Source organism: Heliomarina sp. (genome assembly GCF_052826185.1).
In genome coordinates this window covers 656,686-682,310 of record NZ_JBRBUI010000045.1, presented here as the reverse complement: position 1 = coordinate 682,310, position 25,625 = coordinate 656,686, and the positions used below count along the sequence as shown (strand labels likewise).

Here is a 25,625-nt window from a genome sequence, read left to right as displayed (position 1 = left end):
CCGCACGGACACGCAGAATTGCTCCACCGGCCATATGGTCCCCCTCGAAATTACATGCTACCGGCACGTACCTGAAGGAGTCACCCATGTCCCGCATGTCACGGCCAGAATTCATCGCGCTGATCGCGATGATGTTTGCAACTATCGCTTTCTCCGTCGATGCCATGCTCCCGGCGCTGCCCGAGATCAGCGAAGAACTCAGCCCGCTTGATCCTAACCGCGCCACGCTGATCATTACCGCATTCCTCGCGGGCATGGGTATCGGCACGTTTTTCGTCGGCCCGATGTCCGATGCGATGGGCCGCAAGCCGGTGATCGTCGGGGGCGCGGCCGTCTATATCATCGGCGCGGCCGTGGCCGGCACGGCTGAGTCACTTGAACTGGTGGTCGCCGCGCGGCTGTTGCAGGGCATCGGCGCGGCAGGTCCGCGGGTCGTTGCCATGGCGATCATGCGGGATATGTACAGCGGGCGCGTCATGGCGCGGATGCTCTCTATTGCCATGTCAATCTTCGTGATCTTTCCCGCGCTCGCCCCGATGATCGGCACCGGCATCATCTACCTGTTCAACTGGCGCGCGATCTTCGGGGCTTTTGTGCTTTTCTCGGCAGTTTCTGTCACATGGCTGCTGATCCGGCTGCCGGAATCCTTGCCCCCCGAAGCACGCCGCCCGATGCGTCTCCCCCTGATGTTCGGCGCCGTGCGAGAAATGGTCTCGCATCCGATGGTGCGGCTGTCGATCGTCGTCCAGACGCTCTGCCTGTCGATGATGTTCGCGATGATCGCCTCGGTTCAGCCGGTCTATGACCTGATCTACAACCGCAACGACGAATTCCCTTTCTGGTTCGCCGGGGTCGCGTTGGTGGCGGGTTGCGCGAGCATCCTCAACGCCTCGCTGGTGGAACGGCTTGGCATGCGCAAGCTGGTCACATGGACGCTTGCCGTCGAAATCCTGATGTCCATCGTGATGATCATTGAATACGGGCTCGACCTGCCGGAATCCGTCGCCTTCGGCTTTTTCGTGTTTTGGCAGGCCACCGTGTTCTTCATGGTCGGCACCGCGATGGGCAATCTGAACGCGCTGGCGATGGAGCCGATGGGCCATATCGCGGGCATGGCCGCCTCGGTCATCGGGGCAATTTCGACCGTGCTCGGGTCCATCATTGCCTCGCCCATCGGCCTGATGTTCAACGGCTCCATCCTGCCGCTGGCGCTGGGGATTTTCGTGCTCTCGACGCTCGGCTTCTTGCTGATGCTGCGCATGAGCAAGCTTGAAAGAACATTGACAGCAAAGCCCCCCGTGGCGGAACATGCGCAAAAGGCGTGAGGATTGACCATGACCGATGACGATTACGGTTACGATCTCGGAACTTACAGCCTGCCGGTCCGCGCGGCGACCCCCGAGGCGCAGCGATGGTTCGATCGGGGCCTCAACTGGACCTACGGCTTCAACCACGAGGAAGCCGTCGTCTGTTTCAAGAAAGCCATCGCCCATGATCCGGGCTGCGCCATGGCGCATTGGGGCGTCGCCTATGCCACGGGGCCGAATTACAACATGCCATGGGAGCTTTTCGATGAGAAATCCCGGGCAGAGGCGCTGGCCATCGCCTATGACGCCACGCAAGTCGCGCTCGAGCTCTGCAAGGACGGCCCCGCCCATGAAAAGGCGCTAATTACCGCGCTTGCCGCCCGCTATCCTGAGCGCGACCCGGTCGAGGATATGGAGGCCTGGAACCGCGACTTTGCCGAGGAAATGGCAAAGGTCCATGCGGCGATGCCCGACCAGCCCGACATCCGGTCGATCTATGTCGAGTCGCTGATGAACCTCACGCCCTGGCAGATGTGGGACCTCGCCAATGCCTGCCCGGCCCCAGGGGCCGAAACGGAAAAGGCGCAGGCCGTCCTCGAGGACGCGCTGGCCAATCATCCCGGCACCATGGAGCACCCGGGGCTGTTGCACCTCTACGTGCACCTGATGGAAATGTCGCCCTTCCCGGAAAAGGCTTTGTCCGCGGGGGATATCCTGCGCACGCTGGTGCCCGACGCGGGGCATCTGGTGCATATGCCGACCCATATCGACGTACTCTGCGGGCATTACAAGGACGTGGTCTTCTGGAACCAGAAGGCCATCGAGGCCGACCTGAAATATTTCAACCGCGAAGGCGCCTTCAACATCTACACCGGCTATCGCCAGCACGATTACCACTTCGTCATCTACGGTGCGCTGTTCCTTGGCCAGATGGAACCTGCGCTCGAAGCCAATCGCGGCTTGCTCGCCACCACGCCCGAAGAGTTGCTGCGCGTGAAATCCCCGCCCATGGCCGATTTCTTTGAAAGCTACATGGCGATGGAGCCCCATATCCTTATCCGCTTCGGCCGCTGGGAAGAGCTGATCGCGATGAAGCCGCCCGAAGATCGCGAGATCTGGCAGACCCGCATTGCAACCGTGCATTACGGCCGCGCACTGGCCTTTGCCGCGCTCGGCCGCGTGGCCGAGGCAGAGGCCGAGGAGCAGGTATTCCTCGATGCCGCCGCGCGTATCCCCGTGTCCCGGCTGATGCACAACAATCGCGTGGTCGATCTGATGGAAGTGGCCAAGGCGATGCTGCGCGGGGAAATTGCCTATCGCAAGTCAGAGTTCGACGCGGCCTATGCCTTCCTGCGCAAGGCCATCGAGCTTGAAGACAACCTCCCCTATGACGAGCCCTGGGGCTGGATGCAGCCCGTACGCCATGCGCTTGGCGCGCTGCTTTTCGAACAGGGTCATGTGGCCGAGGCGGAGAAGGCCTACCGTGAGGATCTCGGACTTGGCGGACAGCTGAGCCGCGCCACAGTGCACCCGGATAATGTCTGGAGCCTCAAGGGCTTGTACGACTGTCTGAAAGCGCGCGGAGAGACGGTCGAGATCGTGCAGATCCGCCAGCGGCTGGACCTCGCGCTGGCCCGTGCCGACCGGCGTGTCGGGGCTTCCTGTTTCTGCGCGCAAGCCGCCATGGCCATCCCCGCCTAAAATTCTATACAGAATTTTCCCAAGAAAATTGAATTTTCTCGGGCGCGGATCAGGCCTTGGCTTTCTTCTCCTTGACCTTCATCGCCAGATCGCGCGCGATGGCATAGGCGCCTTTGATCTTGTCGCTTTCCTTGGTCCAGTCCCGGCGCACCACGATCTTGTTATCCTTGACCTTGGCCATACCCCGCTGGTCCTGAATAAATTCGACCAGCCCCTCGGGCGCAGCGAACTTGTCATTGTGAAACTGGATGGTGGCCCCCTTGGGCCCGCCGTCCAGCTTGGCGATCCCGGCGCGTTTGCACATCGCCTTGATCCGAACCACCAGCAACAGCGTATTCACCTCGCGCGGCAGCTTGCCGAACCGGTCGATCAGTTCCGCCGCAAACCCTTCAAGCTCGACCTTGGTGCTGAGCGAGGACAAGCGACGGTAAAGCCCCAGACGCACATCGAGATCGGGCACGTAATCCTCGGGGATCAGCACCGCAACGCCAAGGTTGATCTGCGGCGCCCACTGCTCGTCAATTTCCGAAAGCCCGTCGATCTCCCCGGCCCGGATCTTGGCAATCGCCTCTTCCAGCATCGACTGGTAGAGTTCATAGCCCACGTCGCGCATCTGGCCGGACTGTTCCTCGCCCAACAGGTTCCCCGCGCCCCGGATATCGAGATCCTGGCTGGCAAGGGTAAAGCCCGCGCCCAGCGTGTCGAGACTGCCGAGCACGCGCAGGCGTTTCTCGGCTGTCGCGGTCAGCTTTTCGCGCGGTTTCGTGGTTAGATAGGCATAGGCACGGGTTTTCGAACGCCCCACCCGTCCCCTGATCTGGTAGAGTTGCGCCAGTCCGAACATGTCCGCGCGGTGGATGATCATGGTATTGGCGGTCGGAATATCCAGCCCCGATTCCACGATGGTCGTCGCCAGCAGCACATCGTACTTGCCGTCATAAAAAGCATTCATCCGGTCATCGAGATCGCCAGCCGCCATCTGGCCATTGGCGACGATATAGCTGATTTCGGGCACCTGCTCCTTGAGGAATTCCTCGATCTCGGGCAGGTCCGAGATGCGCGGCACCACGTAGAAACTTTGTCCGCCCCGGTAATGTTCGCGCAGCAGCGCCTCGCGGATCGTCACCGCGTCGAATTCGCTCACATAGGTGCGGATCGCCAGCCGGTCCACCGGCGGCGTGCCGATGATAGACAGGTCCCGCACGCCGGAAAGCGACAGTTGCAGCGTCCGCGGAATCGGCGTCGCGGTCAGCGTCAGAACGTGAATATCGGTGCGGAGTTGCTTCAGTCGTTCCTTGTGGGACACGCCGAAATGCTGTTCCTCGTCTATGATCAGCAGCCCGAGGTTCTGGAACCGGATCCCCTTGGCCAAAAGCGCATGAGTGCCGATCACGATATCCACCGTGCCCCGCGCGATCCCGTCGCGCGTGGCCTGCGCCTCCTTCGCGCTCACGAACCGGCTGAGTTGACGCACGTTCAGCGGAAAGCCCCGGAACCGCTTGGCAAAACTCGCATAATGCTGCCGCGCCAAGAGCGTTGTCGGCGCGATCAGCGCCACCTGCGTGCCAGACATGGCCGCGACAAAGGCCGCGCGCATCGCGACCTCGGTCTTGCCGAAACCCACGTCGCCGCAGATCAGCCGGTCCATCGGCTGGCCCGAGCCCATGTCGTCGAGCACATCGCCGATGGCGCGCAACTGGTCATCGGTTTCCTCATAAGGAAAGCGCGCGGAAAATGCCTCCCATGCATGATGTTCCGGCTCAAGCACCGGTGCGGTGCGCAGTGCCCGCTCTGCCGCGACGCGGATGAGCCGGTCGGCCATCTCGCGGATACGTTCCTTGAGCCGCGCTTTCTTGGCCTGCCATGCGCCGCCGCCCAACCGGTCGAGAAGCCCCTCTTCGTGACCGTATTTCGACAGCAGTTCGATATTCTCGACCGGCAGGTAAAGCCTAGCGTTCTCGGCATATTCCAACAGCAGGCATTCATGGGCTGCGCCCGCCGCCGTGATCACCTCAAGCCCCTGATAGCGCCCGATCCCGTGGTCCACATGCACGACCAGATCGCCGGGCACGAGGCTCTGGGTTTCGGTCAGGAAATTCTCGGCCTTGCGCTTCTTGCGGGCCGTGCGGATAAGCCGGTCGCCCAGCACATCCTGCTCGGAGATGACCGTCAACCCTTCGGTCTCGAACCCGTGATCCAGCGGCCAGACCGCAAGGTGCAGGCCATTCTTGCCAATACGCGTGCCGTTCGGGATCGGGATGACCTCGACCAGACCTTCGTCCTCGATCAGGCCGGTCAGACGCTCTCGCGCACCTTCAGAATAGGACGCGACCACCACCGGCCCATGCGCCATGCGCGCTTTGATATGGGCCGCCAGCGCCTCGAAGACCGAAACGTGTTCTTGCTGGCGCTCGGGCGCAAAATTGCGACCGATCCGGCCGCCGGCATCGATCACCCCAGGCCCGGTCGCCTGCGGCAGCGCCGCGAATTGCAGCACACGATGGCTGGCGACAGCCTTGGTCCACGCCGCGTCGTCCAGATAGAGCAGATCCGGCGGCGCCGGTTTGTACACACTGTCCAGCCGCGATTTCTGCTGCATCGCCAGCTTGCGCGTTTCATACTGGTCCGCGATGCTTTCCCACCGGGCCAGACGGCTGGGGGTCGACTGGTCATCCAGCGTGATCGACGTATCCGGCAGGTAATCGAACAGCGTTTCAAGCTTTTCGTGGAAGAACGGCAGCCAGTGTTCGATGCCCTGATGCTTGCGCCCGGCACTGACCGCCTCATAGAGCGGATCGTCCGTTCCCGCCGCGCCGAATTCGATACGATAGCTCTGGCGGAACCGGGTGATCGCCGCCTCATCAAGGATCACCTCGGACACGGGCGCGAGTTCGATCACATCGAGCTTTTCCGTCGTGCGCTGGCTCGCCGGGTCAAAACGGCGCGCCCCGTCGAGCACATCGCCAAACAGGTCAAGCCGCACCGGACCGCTCTCGCCCGGCGGGTAGATGTCGATGATCCCGCCGCGGATCGCATAATCGCCCGGCTCCATCACTGTCGGGCTTTGCGTGAACCCCATGCGTACAAGGAAATTGCGCAATCCCTCTTCATCGATCCGGTCACCGACCCGCGCCGAAAACGCCGCCTCGCGCAGGACCGAGCGCGCCGGCACCCGCTGGGTGGCCGCATTCAGCGTCGTCAGCAGGACAAACTGCTTGGGCATCTGGTGCACCAGCGCCGCCAATGTCGCCATGCGCGCCGCCGAAATATCGGCATTGGGCGAAACCCTGTCATAGGGCAGGCAATCCCAGCTTGGAAACGTCAGCACCGGCATGTCAGGCGCGTAAAAAGCGAGCGCCGAGGCCATCGCCGCCAGCCGCTTGTCATCGCGGGCCACATGCACGACGGGCCGGTTCTTGCGTGCGATTTCATCAAGGATCAGACGCGCGTCGAAACCTTCGGGCGCGCCGCTCACTGTGATATGGTCAGGTGACGACATGGATCTGCCTGTGCTGGTTGCGACGCCGGATCAGAGCACGCCGATGGAAATATTCTGGTACATGCCCCACAGGGCAGTTACGAAAATCGAAAGCGTGCCGATCATCTGCGTATAAATTCTGTGCCTTGTCAGACGCTTGCAGAGCAATTCTCCTGTGGATTGTTCCACCTCGATCAGACGGGCCGTCGACAGGCTCAGCAGCCCGACCAAGGACATGGGAAAGCCCAGAAGGAACAACGCCTGCGCGAATTCGATACGGTAGTAGAACCCCAGCACCGCGAGGCCCGACAGGATAAAGCAGCCAAGACCAAGCAGCCAGAGCCCCGATACCCGCGCGATGTAAAGCAGCCTGTTGACGTTGACGCGGGCAATATCCTCAAGATCCGCGACCGCCTGACCCTGATGGCGACGGGCGCGCGTGACCATGTCATAAGGAACCCCAAGCACCCAGTGGCTCGTCGTGGACCAGAAGACGGCAAGGGCGATCCAGAACCAGAGATTTGAAAAGGATCGCATATCGATCAGCTCGAATATCGAGGTGTACCAATCCAAACGTATCGCCCTTTTCTTCGATTTCTTGCCCGGCCTCGGGTTCGCCCCCGCTGTTTCCCTTGTGGGGGGTCGGCAATCCATGCCACCCAATAGCAAATTGTGCAAGGAGACCCTGCCATGAAACCCGTTGCCGCCGCCTTTCCAACCGCCCGTTTTCGTCGGGTGCGACAATCTCCCGCTCTGCGCGGTCTCGTGCGCGAAACGCTTCTGTCATCGGACGACCTGATCTGGCCGGTCTTCGTGCGCGAAGGCAAGGGTGAGGTCGAGCCGGTCGCGTCGATGCCGGGTGTGTTCCGCCGCAGCGTCGACAAGATCGCCGAAGCCGCCCGCGAAGCCTATGATCTGGGCGTCTCCGCGATCTGCATCTTTCCCTATACCCCGCTCGAGGCCCGCACAGAGGACTGCGCCGAGGCGTGGAACCCCGACAATATCGCCAACAGGGCGATCCGCGCCGTGAAGGAAGCCGTGCCAGAGATGGCGGTGATGACCGACGTGGCGCTGGACCCGTATAATATCAACGGCCATGACGGTTTCGTGGTCGACGGCCAGATCGTCAACGACCGCACGGTCGAGGCGCTGGTCAAGATGACCCTTGCCCAGGCCGAAGCCGGTGCCGATATCATCGGCCCTTCGGACATGATGGACGGGCGTATCGGCGCGATGCGCGGCGCGCTGGAAAGCGAAGGGCATCAGAACGTTACGATCCTCAGCTACAGCGCGAAATACGCCAGCGCCTATTACGGGCCATTCCGCGACGCGGTCGGTGCAAGCGGCGCGCTGACCGGCGACAAGAAGACCTACCAGATGGACGTGGCGAATTCCGACGAGGCAATGCGCCTGATCCAGCGCGACCTGAACGAAGGCGCCGACATGGTCATGGTCAAGCCCGGCACCCCCTATCTTGATATCTGCCGCCGCGCCAAGGACATGTTCGGCGTCCCGACCTTTGCCTATCAGGTCAGCGGCGAATACGCGATGATCAAGGCCGCAGCGCAAAACGGCTGGATCGACGGCGAAAAGATCATGATGGAAAGCCTCATCGGCTTCAAACGCGCGGGCTGTGACGGCGTGTTGACATATTTCGCCCCCGAAGCGGCGCGCATCCTCAATACCTAGCGCCTTATTTTCGCCAGCAATGATGTGATCAGAAACAAACTGTCCACGTCAGCATTACCTCTTGCCACAAACAAAACACAATTTAAATCGATTAAGGAGAAAGTATGTCGTAACTAGGTTCACAGTATGAGCGGATTGGGTCACTCCATTATTTCAGTCTTGGCCAGTGGGGATGCCCGGATCGACGGGCTCCTCTATGAATCCGCGTGGGCCGATAACAAGGTGACCTACGCCTTCCCCGCCGGCATGTCGCTGGCCGCCGCGCCCTATGGCGCGGGCGAGGCCGAGGGCATCTTTTCCGCATCCGGTGACATGCAATCCGTCGTGGCCTATGCGCTCGATGCCGACAACGGTCTCGCCGAACAGGCCGGTTTCGCGGTCAGCGGTTTTACCAAGCTTGAAATCACCCAGACCGTTTCCGACGGTTCGGCCCATATCAACGTGGCCCAGACCTCGGAAGACCCTTATAATTTCAACACCGCCTGGGGCTATTTTCCATCGACCAGCGCAACGGCGGGCGATGTCTGGCTGACCAACAAGGTATATAATTACGCGGATCAGGCGCCGGGCCAATATGCCCATGTCATCCTGCAACATGAACTCGGTCACGTTCTGGGCCTCGATCACGGCCATTCCGAAACCGCGCATGGCACGGTCCCGTCAGAATATGACACGATGGAATACTCCATTATGACCTACCGCTCTTACGAGGGCGCCGACGCGCTTCGCTATTACAATCACAGCGACGGTTACGCGCAAAGCTGGATGATGCTCGACATTGCTGCGCTTCAGCACCTTTATGGCGCGGATTTCGACGCCAATGCCGGGGACACGGTCTATCGCTGGGACCCCGAAAAGGGCGAGACCATGATCGATGGCAAGGCAGCGATCGCACCAGCTACGAATAAGATCTTTGCAACCATCTGGGACGGCGACGGCACCGATACCTACGACCTCAGCGCCTATCGCAAGCCGGTCGACGTTGATCTGGCGCCCGGCGGGCATTCCCTGTTCAGCCTCGACCAGGCTGCGGGGCTGGGCAATGGCAATTACGCCTCCGGAAACATCTATAATGCACTGCAATACGACGGCGATGCCCGGTCGCTGATCGAAAACGCCATCGGCGGTCGTGGCGACGACGCGATCTCTGGCAACAGCGCCGATAACCGGCTCAAGGGCAACTCCGGCAAGGACGAACTCTTTGGCTTCGACGGGCGCGACAAGCTGATCGGCAATGGCGGCAGAGATATTCTCGACGGCGGCAATGCCCGCGACAAGCTGATCGGCGGCGGCGGCAAGGATACCCTCATCGGCGGAAATGGCCGCGACGTTCTGCGCGGCGGCAACGGCGATGACACGCTGATCGGCAACGCGGGCCGCGACAAGATGATCGGCATGAAAGGCGCGGACACCTTCCTGTTCCTGACCCCCGAAGACAGCGGCACCACGCGCAAATCCGTTGATCGCATCATAAACTTCTCCAGCGGCGAAGACACGATGGATTTCACCGCCCTGTCCGCCGCCTCGGTCGATTACGAGGACACCGGCAAAAAGTCGTTCAGCGTTTTTGTCGACATCGACGGCGACGGCGCCGCCGACATGCAGGTCGATCTGCTGAGAACCGACAGCTTTGGCGACGGCGATTTCCTGTTCTGATCGCCATCGCAACAGCCACTATAGATAGCGGGTCACAGCAATTTCCCGCGCAACATGCGCCCATGTGACGTGACATATGGCAAAGTTCCGCGTATATCACAGGTCAAGGACGGATTAACCGCCCAGATCGTGCAGCATTACAGGCAGACATAGTCATGAAAAATCAGAATACGTCCCGGCTGTCGCGCCGGGCCTTTACCTTATCAGCCCTTTCGGGCCTGACGGTCACCGCAGCCTGCGGCAACGGTGTAGGAAGCAACGGCGCGAACCAGATCGACGCGCGCGTGAACGCGACGCTCAACGAAATGTACAGCGTCTACCCCAACACGGTTTCGCTTTCGGAAAAGGCGTCGGGCATGCTGGTCATGCCGCTGGTCACCGAGGCCGGCTTCTGGCTTGGCGGCGCCTATGGGCGCGGCGCGCTCCGCGTCAACGGTGTCACTGTGGACTACTATTCGACCGCCAAGGCGAGCGCCGGCCTGCAGATCGGCGCGCAGCAATACGCGCATGTGCTGTTCTTCATGACCGATGACGCGCTGTCCGAATTCCGCCGCTCCTCCGGCTGGGCTGCCGGGGGCGATATCGAATACGTGGTACGCGATCAGGGGGACTCAGTCGCGGCCGACACCACGACACTGCGCTCGCCGGTACTGGCCGCTGTCTTTGGTCGCGCAGGGCTGCGCATCGGTGCAACGCTCGAAGGCACCAAATACACGCGCATCATCCCGTGATCTTCGGTTCCACAAACAAAAAATGCCGGACCTTTCGGTCCGGCATTGTTTTCTAATGAAGTAGAAATTAGTCGTTTGCAGTCACTTCCGACCCTTGCTCATTGTCGGCACCGCGCGAGGACGTTTCGGTGTCGCTCGTCATAGTGTCGGAGACGTCAGTGCCCGGCTCTTCGGTGGCACGCGCTTGGTCGGAACCACGCGATGCGTCCAGTTCGCCTTCTTCGGACTTAAGAACTTCAGCGTCCGCGTCGCCATCGGCGATTTCTTCGCTGCGCTCTTCGTCAGAGCCACGCTGAGAGTCCTGTGCTTCGTCGGTGCTGCCGGACATCGTGGTAGCTTCGCTCACTTCGATGGAACCGGATTCGCCGGTGGAAACTTCGTTTTCGACGCCAGCGGTCACTTCTTCACCCTGAAGGTCGGCGGCACCACGGCTCTCGACTTCGTCGCTCTTGGCAACGCCAGCAACTTCGTCGTCAGCAATGACTGCGGAGCTTTCAGCTTCGGCAGCGGTAAGGTCGTCGTCGCCACGCGATGCTTTGTCAACATTCGCATCAACTGTTGCGTCTACGGGGGTGCCCATTTCGACTTTTTCGGAGGATTTCACGTTGTCTGCACCGCGCGAGGCGGTTTCAGCAAACGAGCCGGTTGCGATCAGGGCAGCGGTGATGGCGGTGGTCATCATGAGTTTCATAGTGTTGTCCTTTCGTTTCTCTCCGGCGGTATGCTTGCCGCCTCGTATGGAGCAACAACACCGCCGGATCACGAAAGGTTCCCGAAACCGCTGAATTCCTTTGTCCCGCCAGATAACAGAAGCGTGAAAAACCTATCCCGCAGCACGCAAACGTTTGATAAGACTAGAGGTATCCCAGCGCCCGCCGCCAAGTTTCTGAACGTCCTTATAGAACTGGTCCACCAGCGCCGTCACCGGCAGGCTCGCGCCATTTTCATCCGCGGTCGAGAGACAGATCCCCAGATCCTTGCGCATCCAGTCCACGGCGAAGCCATGGTCAAAGTGATCGTCCAGCATGGTTTCGTACCGGTTCGCCATCTGCCAGCTGCCTGCGGCACCCTGGCTGATCACTTCGACGACCGCCCGACCGTCAAGCCCGGACTTCTCGGCCATATGCAGCGCCTCGGACAAACCCTGCACCAGACCGGCAATCGCGATCTGGTTGCACATCTTGGTCATCTGGCCGGAACCACTCTCGCCGATACGGCGGCAGATCTTGGAATAGACCTCCATGATCGGCTCGGCGCGCTCATAGGCGCCTTCGTCGCCCCCGCACATGATCGACAGCACGCCATTCTCTGCCCCCGCCTGCCCGCCGGAAATCGGCGCATCGATAAAGCTGATCTGCTTGGCATCCGCCTCGGCATAAAGCTCACGAGTCACCTTGGCCGATACGGTGGTGTGGTCGATGAAGACCGTACCGCTGCCCATCCCGGCGAACGCGCCCTCCTCGCCAAGACAAACGCTGCGCAGGTCGTCGTCATTACCGACGCAGGACAAAACGAAATCGGCGCCCTTGGCCGCCTCTACCGGCGTCGGCGCCATCGCGCCGCCATAGGTTTCCACCCATTTATCCGCCTTGGTTGCCGTGCGATTATAAACCGTCACGTCGTGGCCGGCCTTCTGCAAGTGCCCGGCCATCGGAGCACCCATCACTCCCAACCCCAAGAATGCCAGTTTTGCCATTTGCTTTCCCCTCCTGCTAACTTCACATAAAATCAGGATTCTCATTAACAGCCATTGCGGGCGCGGCAAAGAACCTGCATTCACTTTGAATTCCTAGAGCAGAAACAGGCAACAGGTAAGTCATGGCGACTCTCTTTCGCTGGTTATTGCGGGTTACCGCTGCCCTGATCTTTCTGATCGCCCTTGGCATCGGGCTGGTCTACTTCCTCGCCTCGCAATCGCTGCCCGATTACAGCAGTACCGTCGAAACCCCGGGGATCACCACACCGGTCGAGATCGTGCGCGATCATTCGAACGTGCCGCATATCCTTGGCGAAAACGACCCCGACGTCTATTTCGGACTGGGGTATGCCCATGCACAGGACCGGCTCTGGCAGATGACCATGCTGCGCCGCACCGCGCAGGGGCGGCTCTCCGAGATATTCGGCCCGCGCACGGTCAAGATCGACCGGCTGATCCGGCGTCTCGACATCTACCGGCTGGCCCAGCAATCGGTCGCCTCGCAGGATGCCGAGACACTGGATGCGCTCAGATCCTACGCGGCCGGCGTGAACGCACGACTGGCCGAAATCAACCACCGCGCCCTTGGCCGCGGCGCGCCCGAGATGTTCATTTTCAACGCCCCGGTCGCGCCCTGGCAGCCGGGCGATTCCCTCGCCATCGTCAAGCTGATGGGATTGCGCCTCTCGGTACAGCTTGAATCCGAGGTTCTGCGCGCGCGCACCTCGCTGATGCTCGATGACGCGGACCGGCTGAAAGACATCCTGCCCGACGTGCCCGGCAGCGGCATCGCCGCACTGCCCGAATATGCCGAGCTTTTCCCCGGCCTGCCGCGCTATGCCCAAGGGTCCGACCTGCCCGCGTCGCCGCTGTCGCCGATCCCCGAAAATGGTCTGGCCAGCGCCTCGAACGCGTGGAGCGCCGCCCCCTCGCGGTCCGCATCCGGCGGCACCCTGCTCGCTTCCGACCCGCATCTTGGCTTTTCCGCGCCCTCGATCTGGTATCTCGCCCGGCTCGAACTTGACACCGGTGGCGTCATCGGCGGCACTATCCCCGGCATTCCCGTTGTCATGACCGGGCGCAGCGCGCGGCTTGGCTGGGGGCTGACCTCGGCCTATCTCGACGATCAGGATCTGTTCATCGAAAAGCTGAACCCGGACAACCCCGAGGAATACCTGACCCCGGATGGCTACAAGCCCTTTGAAAAGCGACCGTCGATCATCGAGATCAAGGATGAGGCGCCGATCACCCTCACCCTGCGCTGGACAGAGAATGGCCCCGTCCTGCCGGGCAGCCAGTTCAACCTTGATACCATCACGCCCCCCGGTCACGTGGCGGCCCTCTCCTGGACCGTGCTCAGCCCGCGCGACACGACGCTCAGCGCCGCCATCGGGATCATGAAATCCGCCACCGTGACCGAGGCCATCGAAAAAGCCGAGGCCTATGTCGCCCCGGCGCAGAACCTGATGCTCGCCGATCAGGAAACCATCGCGATGAAAACTATCGGGGCCAATCCCCGTCGCGACCCCCGGCATCAAAGCCAGGGCCGCCTGCCCAGCCAGGGCTGGCGCGCCGAAAACCGCTGGCAGGGGCGCATGGCCTATGAATCGAACCCCGAATTCGTAAGCCCGCGCGGCGGCATCCTTGGCAATACGAATAACAAGACGGTCGAACGTCCCTTCCCTAATCACATCTCGTTCAAATGGGGCGATACCCAGCGCATCAAGCGCTGGCAGCGGCTCATGCAGTCTCGGCAGGTCCATACCCGCGACAGTTTCATCGAGGCGCAGCTCGATACGGTCAGCTTTACCGCGCGTTCGCTGCTGCCGCTGATCGGCGCCGATCTCTGGTACACCGGTCAGGCGGCACCCGATGGCACACCTGAACGTCAGCGCCAGATCGCCCTAGACCTTCTGGCCGACTGGAACGGCGAGATGAACGAACACCTGCCCGAACCGCTGATCTATGCCGCATGGGTCCGTGCGCTTCAGGAGCGGCTGATCCGCGACGAACTTGGGCCCCTCGCCAATGAATTCAACCGCGTCGATCCGCTCTTCATCGAGCGGGTCTACCGCGACGTCGACGGCGCTTCGGTCTGGTGCGATGTCCGCCAGAGCGCACCCGTGGAAACCTGCACCGAGATGTCGCGCCTTGCGCTGGACGACGCGCTGGTCTGGATCGGCGAGAATTACGGCACCGCGCTGGAAACTCTGCGTTGGGGCGACGCGCATCAGGCAACCCACGACCACCCGGTCCTGGGCGAAGTGCCCCTGCTGCGCTATTTCGTTAACATCCGCCAGTCGACAAGCGGCGGTGACAACACCCTGCAACGCGGGTTGACCTCCGCCACCGGTCCGAACCCGTTCGAAAACGTGCACGGCGCGGCCTATCGCGGTGTCTATGACTTTACCGACCCGAACAGTTCCGTCTTTATCATCTCAACCGGGCAGTCAGGCCATTTCCTGTCACGCCACTACGATGACATGGCGCAGCTCTGGCGACGTGGCGAATATATCCCGATGTCGCTCGACCTTGATCTGGCCCGCGCCGCTGCTGTCGGGGTCACGCATCTGCTGCCGCTTCCGGCGGCGGACTGACTTCAGACGACAGTCTGCCCGACAAAGGCCTGCACGCAATCCAGCAGCTGATCGTTCTGCTCCGGCGTCCCAAGGCAAAAGCGCATGAAATGCTCCAGACCCGCCTCGCGGGTCCGGTTCACCACGAACCCGCCTTCGTCGAACAGGTATTCGACCAAGGCTTCGGTCACCTCCGGCCCCTGCCCGTCGACCGTGACCATCAGGAAATTCGACCCGCTCGGCGTGGCGCTCACCCCCATGCCTCTCAATGCCAGCGCGACCCGGTCCCTCTCGGACACGATCTCAGCCACACGCTCGCGCACCAGATCGATGTCCTCAAGCGCCGCGATGGCGGCGTTCTGCGCCATGTTGTTCACGCTGCCCATGCCGCGCGTGACATAGAACCCCGGCAGCATCCACGCCGGCACCTGCGCCCAGCCGACCCGCAGCCCGGCCAGCCCGAAGGCCTTGGAAAAGGTGCGCGTCACGATGACATTGTCATGCCCCTGCGCCATCGCATGGACCGCGTTGCAATAGTCCTCGCCGGTGAACTCGCCATAGGCAAGGTCGATCACCAGCACCACATTGGCGCGCAGGTTATCCACCAGCCGCTGCAGTTCCGACAGCGGCAGCACGGTACCCGTCGGGTTGTTGGGATTGGCCAGAAAGATCACCTTGGTGAAATCGCTGACCCCGGAAAGGATACCATCCACATCGGTCGTGAAATCGGTCTCGGGCGCCTTGACCAGATCGGCCCCCGCCCGGTGCGCGACCATCTGGAACTGGATATAGCCGAATTCGGAAATCAGGATTTCGTCCCCCGGCCGCGCAAAGCTGCGCCCGATCACATCCAGCAGTTCTTCTGAGCCATTGCCGCAGATCAGGCTCTCGGGGTCCAGCCCGTAGGTTTTGCCAAGCGCCGCGCGCAGCCCGTCACAGCCCGGGCCGCCATAGCTGTTGACCCGATGCCCGGTCGCTTCGATCGCCGCAGCCACGGCAGGTGTCGGCCCATAGGGCAGTTCGTTATAGCCAAGGTTGATGATTGGCAGACCCTTGGGCTGTGCCCGCGATATCCGCCCCCTCACAGGCATCGCCTCGATATAGGTTGTCGGCCGCGCGGCGGTTGGCTCGTCACTTTGCATCAGTCAGTACCTTGAGAATTCATTCCCAGCCGGGAAACGCTTACAATTCGCTCGATTGCAGGGCCTCGGCCACCGAAAGGCCAAGCGCGAAATATATTTCGCGATACATCGCATCGAACCCGTCGAACAACGCCCCGTTCAGCGCCTGCCCCGCCTCGGTTTCCGAGAAATCGAGATAGGCCTGCATCTCGCTGTCGCTAAGCGGCCCATAGGCCATGTAAAGGAAACTCTGCAGCCAGCCCAGCGTATCGGCGCGGATCGCATCTTCCTGAGACCAGACCTCGTCAAGGATCTCGGCCTCGCTCATCTTGTGGCTGCCGCCTTCGACCAGACCGTTGAAGAAATGATAGTTCGAACTCAGCGCCCCGGTCACGTTGCGCTCGTTCAAATCGTTGATCTCGATAAAGCTGGTGATCGCATCGACCCGGGCATTTTCATCCGCCACCGCCTCGGCATAGATCGCATCGGCCAGCTCATCTACCGCAGGATCGACCATCGCCACCCTAGCGCTGATCTCAAGCTGCAGGATACGCCGCCCCGCATCGCTGCCAAAGAAATCAAGCGCGGCGCGGGTTTCCTCGGGCGTCAGGCGCTTTTCAAGGCTCGCTTCGAGCACCGACAACATCGCCTCGGGATCATAGATGCGTTCCACCTTGTCCGAGAAATAACGCCCGCCCGTGCCAGACAGGAGGTCGTCGTTCAGCCCCTCGCCATAGCGCAGACCTTCCACTCGCAGAACCTTGATCACGTCGCCGAGCAGAAGAACATCGCTCAGCTCGTCTATGTCCCCCGCACCGCTTGCAGTAAGCGGAACAAGCGCGACAAGCGACAGCGCCGCGGCGATCACATAACGTCTGGCCCATTTCCTCATGTCAGATGTCCTGACCGGGGTGCAGGTCGGCCATCTTGGCCGCCAGCACTTCGAAACGGTTGGCCATGATCTCGTACTGGACCGCGTTCAGCAGTTCATAAACCTCCTGCATCTGCGGCTTTTCCAGCGCTTCGGTATAGGCCAGCAGGTCTTCGTCCGAAATATCGCGATACGTATAGGCGGACCCGGACATGGCCGATTGCTCAAGCACGACACGCAGCCGTTCCTCGTCTTCAGCGATCATCGCCCGCAGCTCATCCGCATCAAGCTGAAGCTCGACAACCCCGGCCGCGCTGGCCGACATCAGAAAGCGTACCTGAATCTCCTGCAGGGCCCGCAGGCTTGAATCGACGGAGGATATCGCCGCGTTCATCCGCTTCAACGTTTCAAGCCGGTCCGGATTATTCTCGGCCAGTTCAGCAAGGATCTCGTTGCCTTGCTTCATCTTGGCGTCATCGTCATCCTGCATGTGCGAGGCGTTCTCGGCCTCGACCAGCCGCTGCCCCAGATCGGTCGCATAGAACCCCGCCGCAAAATCAAGGTTTTCATCGCTCAGCGTCTGCTCAAGGATATCAAGCGCGATATCGCGCATGATCTCCGGCTTGAAGACCTGTGCCGTCACCCGGTTCCAGTCCGACCCGAAGGCGTCTGGTTCCACCCCCAACATCTGCGGGGCCGAAGCGGCGGAAAACGCGATTGAATCCAGCGCCACGTCAAATCCGGTCGTCGTCAGAAAGGCCTGCACCCGCTCGCGATTGGCCGCGTTGGCGGTCTGAGCAAAGAGACACATCACCGCGAGACCAAGAATGGCAGCGATCTGCAGCAGGCGGGGCGAAACGGGTACGCGCGAAAACTGTATCATGCAATGAACCGTAAGGCATTTCGCGGCACCGGCAATCAAAAAAAATGCAATCGGCGGAAACCTAAAAAACGCCCTTGCCACCCGCCGCATGACCGATTACACGCAGGCTCCACAGACCCCCGCGGAGAGGTGCCGGAGTGGTCGAACGGGGCGGTCTCGAAAACCGTTGACCCTTCACGGGGTCCCAGGGTTCGAATCCCTGTCTCTCCGCCATATGCCTGCCCATATGCACAAATCGCCGCTGTCACCGGATCAGTTCCGGCCGCAATACCCTGCGTCCGTCTGTCCCGGCTCGCCGTGTCATTTACCAGTTCTTTAAGCGGCCTCTAAAAAATCCGTTTTCGCGCGGCACTGTGCGCCTTCGGTCGGCGCTGACCATGGTTCTTTCGGATCGAAAGCATACTCGGCTCAGCATCTTTGACAATAAATCCATGTCGGGGATAAAGTCGCGCACCGGTCGCAGCGGCCAAAGATCAACCTTCGGAAATGGAACAACGCCTTGCTAGAGCGAAATGAATTCGACGCAGTTTATGCCTGTGTCTGCGACCTCAACGGTGCGATGCGGGGCAAGCGCATCCCAAGCGCCCAGATCGAAAAAATCGGTCGCGGCGAAATCCGGATGCCGCTTTCCATCCTCTGTCTCGATATCTGGGGCGAGGATGTCGAGGGCAGCGAACTGGTCTTTGAAACCGGCGATGCCGACGGGCTCTGCGACCTGATCGACCGCAAGGTCAGCATCTCCACCTGGACCTCGCGCCCAAGCGCCTTTGCACAGCTCTGGATGCGCGAAGAGAACGGCAAACCTTTCCTTGGCGATCCGCGCCGCGCGCTGGCCGAAATCCTGTCGCGCTACAAGGCGCACGGCCTGACGCCTGTGGTCGCGACCGAGCTTGAATTCTACCTCTACGACGACAGCGAAAGCGCCCCCTCGGCGCCCCGCGCCCCCCGCTCGGGGCGCAGTTCGGAAACCGCCGGTGCGCTCTCGCTCGACGAATTGCAGAAATACGAAGAATTCCTCGACGACGTTTACGATGCCTGCGCGCTGCAGGATATTCCCGCCGATGCGGCCATTTCCGAAAACGGCGCCGGGCAGTTCGAAATCAACCTCAAGCATTCCAGCGATGCCCTGAAAGCGGCGGATGATGCGGTTCTTTTCAAACGCCTCGTCAAGGGTGTCGCGCGGCGGCACGGAATGGGCGCCACCTTCATGGCCAAGCCTTATGGCGACCGCTCCGGCAGCGGGCTGCATGTGCACTATTCGCTGATCGACGAACAAGGACGCAATGTCTTCGACGATGGTGGCGCGCGCGGCACTGACACGATGCTTCACGCGGTCAGCGGGATGCTCTCGACGATGCAGGATCACACGCTGATCTTTGCCCCGCATGAGAATTCCTATCGCCGGCTCCTGCCCGGTTCGCACGCGCCCTCGGCGGTGGCCTGGGGCTATGAAAACCGCACCGCCGCGATCCGCATTCCCGGCGGCGACAACAAATCCCGCCGGATCGAGCACCGCGTCGCCGGTTCGGACGCGAACCCCTATCTCGTCATCGCCTCCATCCTTGGCGGCGCGCTGCTGGGCATCGAATCCAAGGCCGTGCCGCCGCAGCCGATCGAAGGCGACGCCTATTCCAAACGACTCCAGAACCTGCCGCTCGACTGGGCCTCGGCGATCGAGGCCTTCTCGGACAGTACCGGCGTCGAACAGGTCTATTCAAAGTTGCTCAAACGCATGCTGACCCAGTGCAAGATGCAGGAGCTGCGCCGGTTCACCCAGCATGTGACGGATTTCGAATACCAGAGCTATCTCGAAACCGCCTGACCTTCCTCCCCCATTCCCGAACTGATTTCGCCGCGCCGGTGCCCTTGCGATGTACGGGGGGTGTACAGGGGGTGTACGGGCTTGTGCCGGGCATTTCGCCCGGCTTTAGCCGTTGTTGGCTCTCCCTCTCCTTTCGACAGCGGGCGATTTGATAGACGTCTCTCAAAAAAAGATTGACGACCATCATTTTGATCATTTTATTAGGCGCAGGGAGGAAGTCCATGCAGAGTCGCCTACCGACATTGTCGGACGTCGCGCGTTGCGCGGGCGTTAGCTATGCGACCGTCGATCGCGTGGTGAATGACCGGGGCGGCGTGGCGGAGAAATCCGTGATACGGGTGCGCAAAGCCATCGATGAGCTGGGGTATGTGCGCAATGTAGCGGCGGCAAACCTTTCCCAGAACAAGACCTATCGCTTTGCCGCGATCATACCGACCGGCACCAACCAGTTCTTTCAGCAATTGCGCGCCATTCTCGAAGCCGAACGCATCAGGTTGCTGGCCGACCGCATCGACCTGCGCATCGAGGGAATCGCCGCGTTCGATGGCGAAGCCTTGTGCGAACGCCTTGATATCCTTTCACAAACCGGCATCGACGGCGTCGCTCTCGTCGGAACCGACGACGACATCGTCGCCCAGAAGATCGCCGAGCTTCGGTCTGCCGGGATTGCCGTTCTTACGCTTGTGTCGGACGCGCCGAACGCGCCGCGCGATGCCTATATCGGGATCGACAATCGCGTGGCGGGCCAGACCGCCGGACGTCTGATCGGCCTGTGCCACGGTGGCGCGGGCGGCCGGGTGCTACCCATCGTCGGGGCGCTATCGGCACCCGACCACGCCGAACGGCTTGAGGGCATGCGCGAAACGGTGACGGCCCTCTACCCCGATCTGGACATCGCGCCGGTCATCATCGGCCGGGACGAACACGAGATCGTCGAGAACAAGCTTCGACCCATCTTCAAAAATTCTCATGACATAACAGCTGTTTACAGCGTCGGCGGCGGCAATGCGGGCCTGTTGCGCGTGCTGCGCTCCCTGCCTGACGGACAGAACCGGCCGATTGTTGTGCTGCATGACATCGTGCCCCAAGCACGCGAAGCGCTCGAGGACGGGGTGATCGATGCCATCATCGACCAGCGCCCCGAAGTCGAGATCGCCAACGCCCTGAGCTGCCTGCGCAGCATTGCTGATCGGCGTATGCCCGATGTCACGGACCCGATCCTGCCCACCGTTTATTTCAAGGAAAACCTGCCGCCTCATGGCAGGGATTCCTTTGTGCGCCCCGGCCATACCGTTAATGGAACGGCATCGGGACATGCCTCAAAATCTCGAATTCTCAAGGAGATAGACCAATGAAGACGATCAAGGGCCCCGGCCTTTTCCTCGCCCAGTTTGCCAGCGACGAAGCGCCGTTCAACTCTTGGGACCAGATCACCAAATGGGCCGCCGACGCCGGGTACAAGGGCGTTCAGGTGCCGGTCTGGGAATCGCGGCTGATCGACCTCGACAAGGCGGCGAGCTCCAAGGATTACTGCGACGAATGGGCCGGGCAAGCGCGCGAAAACGGTGTCGAAGTCACTGATCTCTCGTCACATATTCTCGGCCAGCTGGTTGCCGTCCACCCCGCTTATGACACCTGGGTCGACGGCTTCGCCGCTCCCGAAGTTCAGGGCAAGCCCAAGGAACGCGCCGAATGGGCGGCGGAGCAGGTCAAAAAAGCTCTGACCGCGTCAAAACACCTTGGCGTCGATGCGCATGTAACTTTCTCCGGCGGTCTCTGCTGGCCGTTCATCTATCCTTTCCCGCAGCGCCCCGCCGGGCTGGTGGAAACCGCCTTTGACGAGTTGGCGGCGCGCTGGCGTCCGATCCTGGACCACGCCGAGGAATGCGGCATCGATGTCTGCTATGAAATCCACCCGATGGAAGACCTGCATGATGGCGTGACCTTTGAGATGTTCCTTGAACGTCTGGACGGGCATGCCCGTTGCAACATGCTTTACGATCCGTCGCATTACGTCCTGCAATGCCTTGATTACCTTGACAATATCGACATCTACAAGGATCGGATCAAGATGTTCCACGTCAAGGATGCCGAGTTCAACCCGACCGGGCGTCAGGGTGTTTACGGTGGCTATCAGCCTTGGGTCGACCGGGCCGGACGCTTCCGCAGCCTTGGCGACGGTCAGGTCGATTTCGGCGCGGTCTTCTCCAAGATGGCGGCCAATGACTTCGACGGCTGGGCCGTTGTCGAATGGGAATGCGCGATCAAACACCCCGAGGACGGTGCCCGCGAGGGCGCGCAATTCGTGAAGGATCACATCATTCGCGTGACGCCCCATGCCTTTGACGATTTCGTCGACGGGGGCACCGATGACGCCGCAAACCGCAAGATGCTGGGGATTGATTGAGATGAGCGATAGCAAACGCATCAGGCTGGGCATGGTCGGCGGTGGCGCCGACGCGTTTATCGGCGGCGTGCATCGCATCGCCAGCCGTATCGACGACCGTTTCGAACTGGTGGCCGGGGCGCTATCCTCGACCCCCGAAAAAGCCAGGAAGAGCGGCGAAGCGCTGGGGCTGGACCCCGCCCGCAGCTATGCCAGCTTTGAGGAAATGGCCGAGGCCGAAGCCTCCCGCGAGGACGGCATCGAAGCGGTCAGCATCGTGACACCCAACCATGTACACTACCCGGCGGCCAAGGCATTCCTTGATCGCGGCATCCATGTGATCTGCGACAAGCCGCTGACCTCGACATGGGAAGATGCCGAGGCGATGGAAAAGGCCGTTGCGGGCTCCAAGTCCCTGTTTATCCTGACACATAACTACACCGGCTATCCGATGGTGCGTCAGGCGCAAGCGATGGTCGAGGCCGGGGATATCGGCAAGATCCGCCTCGTGCAGGTCGAATACCCGCAGGACTGGCTGACCGATCCAGTGGAAACCGAAGGCGTGAAACAAGCCGAATGGCGCACCGATCCGGCGCGCTCCGGCGCGGGCGGGGCCACGGGTGACATCGGCACCCATGCCTATAACCTCGCTTCCTTTGTCAGCGGGTTGAAAACCAGCGAGTTGCTGGCCGATCTGCAAAGCTTTGGCGCGGGTCGCTCGCTGGACGACAACGGTCACGTCCTGCTGCGCTTCGACAACGGCGCGCGCGGGATGCTCTGGTGTTCGCAGGTCGCGCCGGGCAATGAAAACGGGCTTAAGCTGCGGGTCTACGGCGACAAGGGCGGTCTGGAATGGGCGCAGGAAGACCCGAATTACTTGTGGTTCACGCCGCATGGTGAAGCGACCCGCCTGATCCGACGCAACGGCGCCGGGGCAATCGACGCAGCCAATGCCGTAAGCCGTATTCCTCCGGGCCATCCCGAGGGCTATCTGGAAGGGTTCGCCAACATCTACACCGCCGCCGCCGATGCCATTCGCGCGGTCCAGGGCGGCAGCGACCGCGAGGCGGCCATGGGCCCCCTGCCCGGCATTGCCGATGGCATGGAGGGGATGCGTTTCGTGCTGGCCTGCGTGGAGTCGTCGAAGAACAACGCGACATGGGTGAAACTGTGAGCACACCCACCCTCGAACTGTGCGATATCCGCAAGAGCTTTGGCCCGATCGAGGTGCTGCATGGCATCGACATCGCGCTGCGCTCAGGCGAGGTCCATGCGCTGATCGGTGAAAACGGGGCGGGCAAATCGACGACGATGAAGATCCTGGCGGGCTATCAGCCCGCCACTTCCGGCAAGATACTGCTAGACGGGAAAGAGGTAACCTTCGACAGTCTGCATGAAGGCGAAGAGGCCGGGATCGTGATGATCCATCAGGAATTCAACCTCGCCGAACAGCTGACGGTCGAGCAGAATATCTTTCTGGGGCGCGAGCTGCGCAAGGGCTGGCTCTTGGACAAGGCCGAGATGCGGCGCCTGACGCGCAGCTATCTCGACCGGGTGAAATGCCGTGTGCATCCCGATACGCCTGTGTCGAAATTGTCCAACTCTGACAAGCAGATGGTGGAAATCGCCAAAGCGCTGAGCCGCGATGCGCGGGTTGTCATCATGGACGAACCCACCGCCGTTCTGACCAACCGTGAGGCGGGTATCTTGTTCGAACAGGTCCGCGCCATGCGCGAGGCAGGCACCGCGATCCTTTTCACCAGCCACAAGCTGAGCGAGGTTGCCGAGATCGCGGATCAGGTCACTGTCATGCGCGACGGGGCGGTCGTGCGCGCCTGCCCCGCGTCGGACATCACCGAGGACGAAATGGCCACGGCCATGGTCGGACGCGATGTGTCCGACCTCTACCCCAAGCATCGCGAGGAAGCGGAGAACGAATTGGCGCTCTCCGTGTCCGGTCTGGATGTGCCCGGCTTTGCCGAAGGCATCTCTTTCGATCTTTATCGCGGCGAGATTTTCGGCATCGCGGGCCTCATCGGTTCGGGCCGCACCGAGGCGATGGAGGGGTTGTGCGGATTGCGCCCCGCCACACGTGACGCCATGCAGATCAACGGGCAGGATGTGAGCATCCGCAAACCTTCTGACGCGCTGGCCCACGGGCTGTGCTACCTGACCGAAGACCGCAAGCTGCGCGGTCTGCTTCTGGAACGGGGCATGCGCGAGAACCTGACGCTTCAGGCGCTGCCCAAGTTCGGCACGCTGCTGATCGACCGCAGCGCCGAGGAAAAAGCGCTGGATCAGGCGATCAAGGATTTCGACATCCGTGCAGGACGACGGGACGTGAAGGTCGGCAATCTCTCGGGCGGTAACCAGCAGAAACTGCTGCTTGCCAAGGTGATGCAGTCGGAACCGAAGATCCTGATCGTAGATGAGCCGACGCGCGGCATCGATATCGGCACCAAGCAGCAGATCTATGCATTCCTGCGCCGTCTTGCGGACGAAGGCCATGCGATCATCATGGTCTCTTCCGAAATGCAGGAGCTGATTGGCATGGCCGACCGGGTCGCCGTCATGCGCACCGGTCGCATTGCGGGCACGCTGAGCGGCAAAGACATAACAGAAGACGCCATTGTCCGCCTCGCCATGGGCGTAGGGGCAACTGAATACGGCGCGAAAAAGGAACTGGCCTGATGACCTCTGAAACGACGAACAGCAAGCAAAGCGGGCGCGCCCTGCCCTCGATGAGCGTACTGGGCCCGATCCTCGCGCTGGTCCTGCTCGTGGTGGTCGGCGCCCTGCTGAACCCGAATTTCCTTGGCGCGGCCAACATCACCAACGTGCTGGCCCGATCCGCCTTTATCGGCATCATCGCCGTGGGCATGACCTTTGTGATCACCGCCGGCGGGCTCGACCTTTCGGTCGGGTCGATGGCGGCCTTTATCGCCGGGTTGATGATCCTTGTGATGAACGCGGCGCTGCCCAGTATGGGCGTCGGTGTGCCCATCATCCTGCTTGGAATGCTCGTGGCGATTGTCGCCGGTATCCTTGCCGGGCTTCTCAACGGCTTTCTGATAACCACCGTGGGCATCGAAGCCTTTATCGTAACCCTCGGCACCATGGGCATTTACCGCAGCCTTGTGACATGGCTCGCCGATGGCGGCACGCTCAGCCTCGACTTCGGGCTGCGCACCTTTTACCGCCCGGTCTATTTCGACGGTATTCTCGGTATCTCCTGGCCGATCATCGTATTCGCGCTGGTCGTCATCATCGGGGAAATCGTGATGAGCCGCGCCCGTTTCGGCCGCCATTGCGCTGCGACGGGGTCGAACGAGCACGTGGCCCATTATTCCAACGTGAACGTTAACCGCACCCGGCTGATCACCTACGCCCTGCTTGGTCTGCTGGTGGGGGTCGCGACGATCATGTATGTGCCGCGCCTTGGCTCGGCCTCGTCCTCGACCGGCGTGCTCTGGGAGCTTGAAGCCATCGCGGCCGTGATCATCGGCGGCACCGTGCTCAAGGGCGGCTTTGGCCGGGTCTGGGGCACCGTGATCGGCGTCCTGATCCTGAGCCTGATCGACAATATTCTGAACCTGACCGACCTTGTATCGCCATACCTGAACGGCGCGATCCAGGGCGTCATCATCATTCTCGCAGTGATCCTGCAGCGGGAAGCCAAAGCGAAGGGCTGAGGCCCGCGCGTCAATA

At 61.4% G+C, this 25,625-nt stretch carries 19 protein-coding genes and 1 tRNA gene; 13 read left to right on the top strand and 7 right to left on the bottom strand.

Going from position 1 to position 25,625, the window contains the following annotated elements; all coding sequences use genetic code 11:
* Positions 1 to 95: 95 nt before the first annotated feature.
* Positions 96 to 1,325, top strand: coding sequence for a multidrug effflux MFS transporter (locus tag ACU0FH_RS15530; RefSeq protein ID WP_446195621.1), 1,230 nt, complete (start codon positions 96 to 98; stop codon positions 1,323 to 1,325).
* A 9-nt stretch (positions 1,326 to 1,334) separates the two neighbouring features.
* Positions 1,335 to 3,008: a hypothetical protein gene (locus ACU0FH_RS15525; protein WP_446195551.1), complete on the top strand. Its 1,674-nt coding sequence runs from the start codon at positions 1,335 to 1,337 to the stop codon at positions 3,006 to 3,008.
* A 49-nt stretch (positions 3,009 to 3,057) separates the two neighbouring features.
* Here ACU0FH_RS15525 and mfd read toward each other — a convergent pair whose 3' ends face one another.
* Both mfd and ACU0FH_RS15515 read right to left on the bottom strand, forming a co-directional pair.
* A complete protein-coding gene (mfd, locus tag ACU0FH_RS15520; protein WP_446195549.1) occupies positions 3,058 to 6,507 on the bottom strand; it encodes a transcription-repair coupling factor in 3,450 nt (1,149 codons plus the stop codon).
* Positions 6,508 to 6,537: 30 nt separating this feature from the next.
* Positions 6,538 to 7,059 (bottom strand): component of SufBCD complex, encoded by a 522-nt coding sequence (locus ACU0FH_RS15515; protein ID WP_446195548.1) that lies wholly within the window; start codon positions 7,057 to 7,059, stop codon positions 6,538 to 6,540.
* 117 nt (positions 7,060 to 7,176) lie between these two features.
* Here ACU0FH_RS15515 and hemB point away from each other — a divergent pair, with 117 nt between their 5' ends.
* The 3 genes from hemB (at position 7,177) to ACU0FH_RS15500 (ending at position 10,562) form a co-directional block, all read left to right on the top strand.
* Complete coding sequence (hemB, locus tag ACU0FH_RS15510; RefSeq protein WP_446195547.1) at positions 7,177 to 8,175, top strand: porphobilinogen synthase; 999 nt, start codon at positions 7,177 to 7,179, stop codon at positions 8,173 to 8,175.
* Between the two features lie 126 nt (positions 8,176 to 8,301).
* A complete protein-coding gene (locus tag ACU0FH_RS15505) occupies positions 8,302 to 9,831 on the top strand; it encodes a M10 family metallopeptidase (protein WP_446195545.1) in 1,530 nt (509 codons plus the stop codon).
* A gap of 155 nt (positions 9,832 to 9,986) precedes the next feature.
* The gene (locus ACU0FH_RS15500) at positions 9,987 to 10,562 is read left to right on the top strand and encodes a lipid-binding SYLF domain-containing protein (RefSeq protein ID WP_238368932.1); all 576 of its coding nucleotides are present in this window, start codon (positions 9,987 to 9,989) and stop codon (positions 10,560 to 10,562) included.
* A 67-nt stretch (positions 10,563 to 10,629) separates the two neighbouring features.
* On the opposite strand, the gene ACU0FH_RS15495 is transcribed toward ACU0FH_RS15500, so the two are convergent.
* Positions 10,630 to 11,253, bottom strand: coding sequence for a hypothetical protein (locus ACU0FH_RS15495; protein WP_446195543.1), 624 nt, complete (start codon positions 11,251 to 11,253; stop codon positions 10,630 to 10,632).
* Positions 11,254 to 11,385: 132 nt separating this feature from the next.
* Positions 11,386 to 12,258 carry an NAD(P)-dependent oxidoreductase gene (locus tag ACU0FH_RS15490; protein WP_446195541.1) on the bottom strand — a complete coding sequence of 291 codons (873 nt, stop codon included), beginning with the start codon at positions 12,256 to 12,258 and terminating at the stop codon, positions 11,386 to 11,388.
* A gap of 122 nt (positions 12,259 to 12,380) precedes the next feature.
* Here ACU0FH_RS15490 and ACU0FH_RS15485 point away from each other — a divergent pair, with 122 nt between their 5' ends.
* On the top strand, positions 12,381 to 14,855 hold the full coding sequence (locus ACU0FH_RS15485; protein WP_446195540.1) for a penicillin acylase family protein: 2,475 nt from the start codon (positions 12,381 to 12,383) through the stop codon (positions 14,853 to 14,855).
* Between the two features lie 2 nt (positions 14,856 to 14,857).
* Here the strand turns inward: ACU0FH_RS15485 and ACU0FH_RS15480 are convergent, their stop codons facing one another.
* From ACU0FH_RS15480 to ACU0FH_RS15470, 3 genes are read right to left on the bottom strand one after another with little or no spacing between them, the layout of a single operon-like run.
* Positions 14,858 to 15,976 (bottom strand): pyridoxal phosphate-dependent aminotransferase, encoded by a 1,119-nt coding sequence (locus ACU0FH_RS15480; protein ID WP_446195539.1) that lies wholly within the window; start codon positions 15,974 to 15,976, stop codon positions 14,858 to 14,860.
* Positions 15,977 to 16,016: 40 nt separating this feature from the next.
* Positions 16,017 to 16,847 (bottom strand): DUF2059 domain-containing protein, encoded by an 831-nt coding sequence (locus ACU0FH_RS15475; protein ID WP_446195538.1) that lies wholly within the window; start codon positions 16,845 to 16,847, stop codon positions 16,017 to 16,019.
* A gap of 1 nt (position 16,848) precedes the next feature.
* A complete protein-coding gene (locus ACU0FH_RS15470; RefSeq protein WP_446195537.1) occupies positions 16,849 to 17,709 on the bottom strand; it encodes a DUF2059 domain-containing protein in 861 nt (286 codons plus the stop codon).
* 123 nt (positions 17,710 to 17,832) lie between these two features.
* Here ACU0FH_RS15470 and ACU0FH_RS15465 point away from each other — a divergent pair.
* From ACU0FH_RS15465 to ACU0FH_RS15435, 7 genes are all read left to right on the top strand, one after another.
* Positions 17,833 to 17,922, top strand: a tRNA-Ser gene (locus ACU0FH_RS15465).
* Positions 17,923 to 18,208: 286 nt separating this feature from the next.
* A complete protein-coding gene (locus ACU0FH_RS15460; protein ID WP_446195536.1) occupies positions 18,209 to 19,531 on the top strand; it encodes a glutamine synthetase family protein in 1,323 nt (440 codons plus the stop codon).
* Positions 19,532 to 19,752: 221 nt separating this feature from the next.
* On the top strand, positions 19,753 to 20,886 hold the full coding sequence (locus ACU0FH_RS15455) for a LacI family DNA-binding transcriptional regulator (protein WP_446195535.1): 1,134 nt from the start codon (positions 19,753 to 19,755) through the stop codon (positions 20,884 to 20,886).
* Positions 20,883 to 21,938, top strand: coding sequence for a sugar phosphate isomerase/epimerase family protein (locus ACU0FH_RS15450; protein ID WP_446195534.1), 1,056 nt, complete (start codon positions 20,883 to 20,885; stop codon positions 21,936 to 21,938). The genes ACU0FH_RS15455 and ACU0FH_RS15450 overlap by 4 nt, the downstream gene beginning before the upstream one ends.
* Before the next feature lies 1 nt (position 21,939).
* The gene (locus ACU0FH_RS15445; protein WP_446195533.1) at positions 21,940 to 23,091 is read left to right on the top strand and encodes a Gfo/Idh/MocA family protein; all 1,152 of its coding nucleotides are present in this window, start codon (positions 21,940 to 21,942) and stop codon (positions 23,089 to 23,091) included.
* Positions 23,088 to 24,608 (top strand): sugar ABC transporter ATP-binding protein, encoded by a 1,521-nt coding sequence (locus ACU0FH_RS15440; protein ID WP_238368943.1) that lies wholly within the window; start codon positions 23,088 to 23,090, stop codon positions 24,606 to 24,608. The genes ACU0FH_RS15445 and ACU0FH_RS15440 overlap by 4 nt, the downstream gene beginning before the upstream one ends.
* Positions 24,608 to 25,609, top strand: a complete 1,002-nt coding sequence (locus ACU0FH_RS15435; protein ID WP_238368944.1) for an ABC transporter permease — start codon at positions 24,608 to 24,610, stop codon at positions 25,607 to 25,609. The genes ACU0FH_RS15440 and ACU0FH_RS15435 overlap by 1 nt, the downstream gene beginning before the upstream one ends.
* Positions 25,610 to 25,625 lie beyond the last annotated feature (16 nt).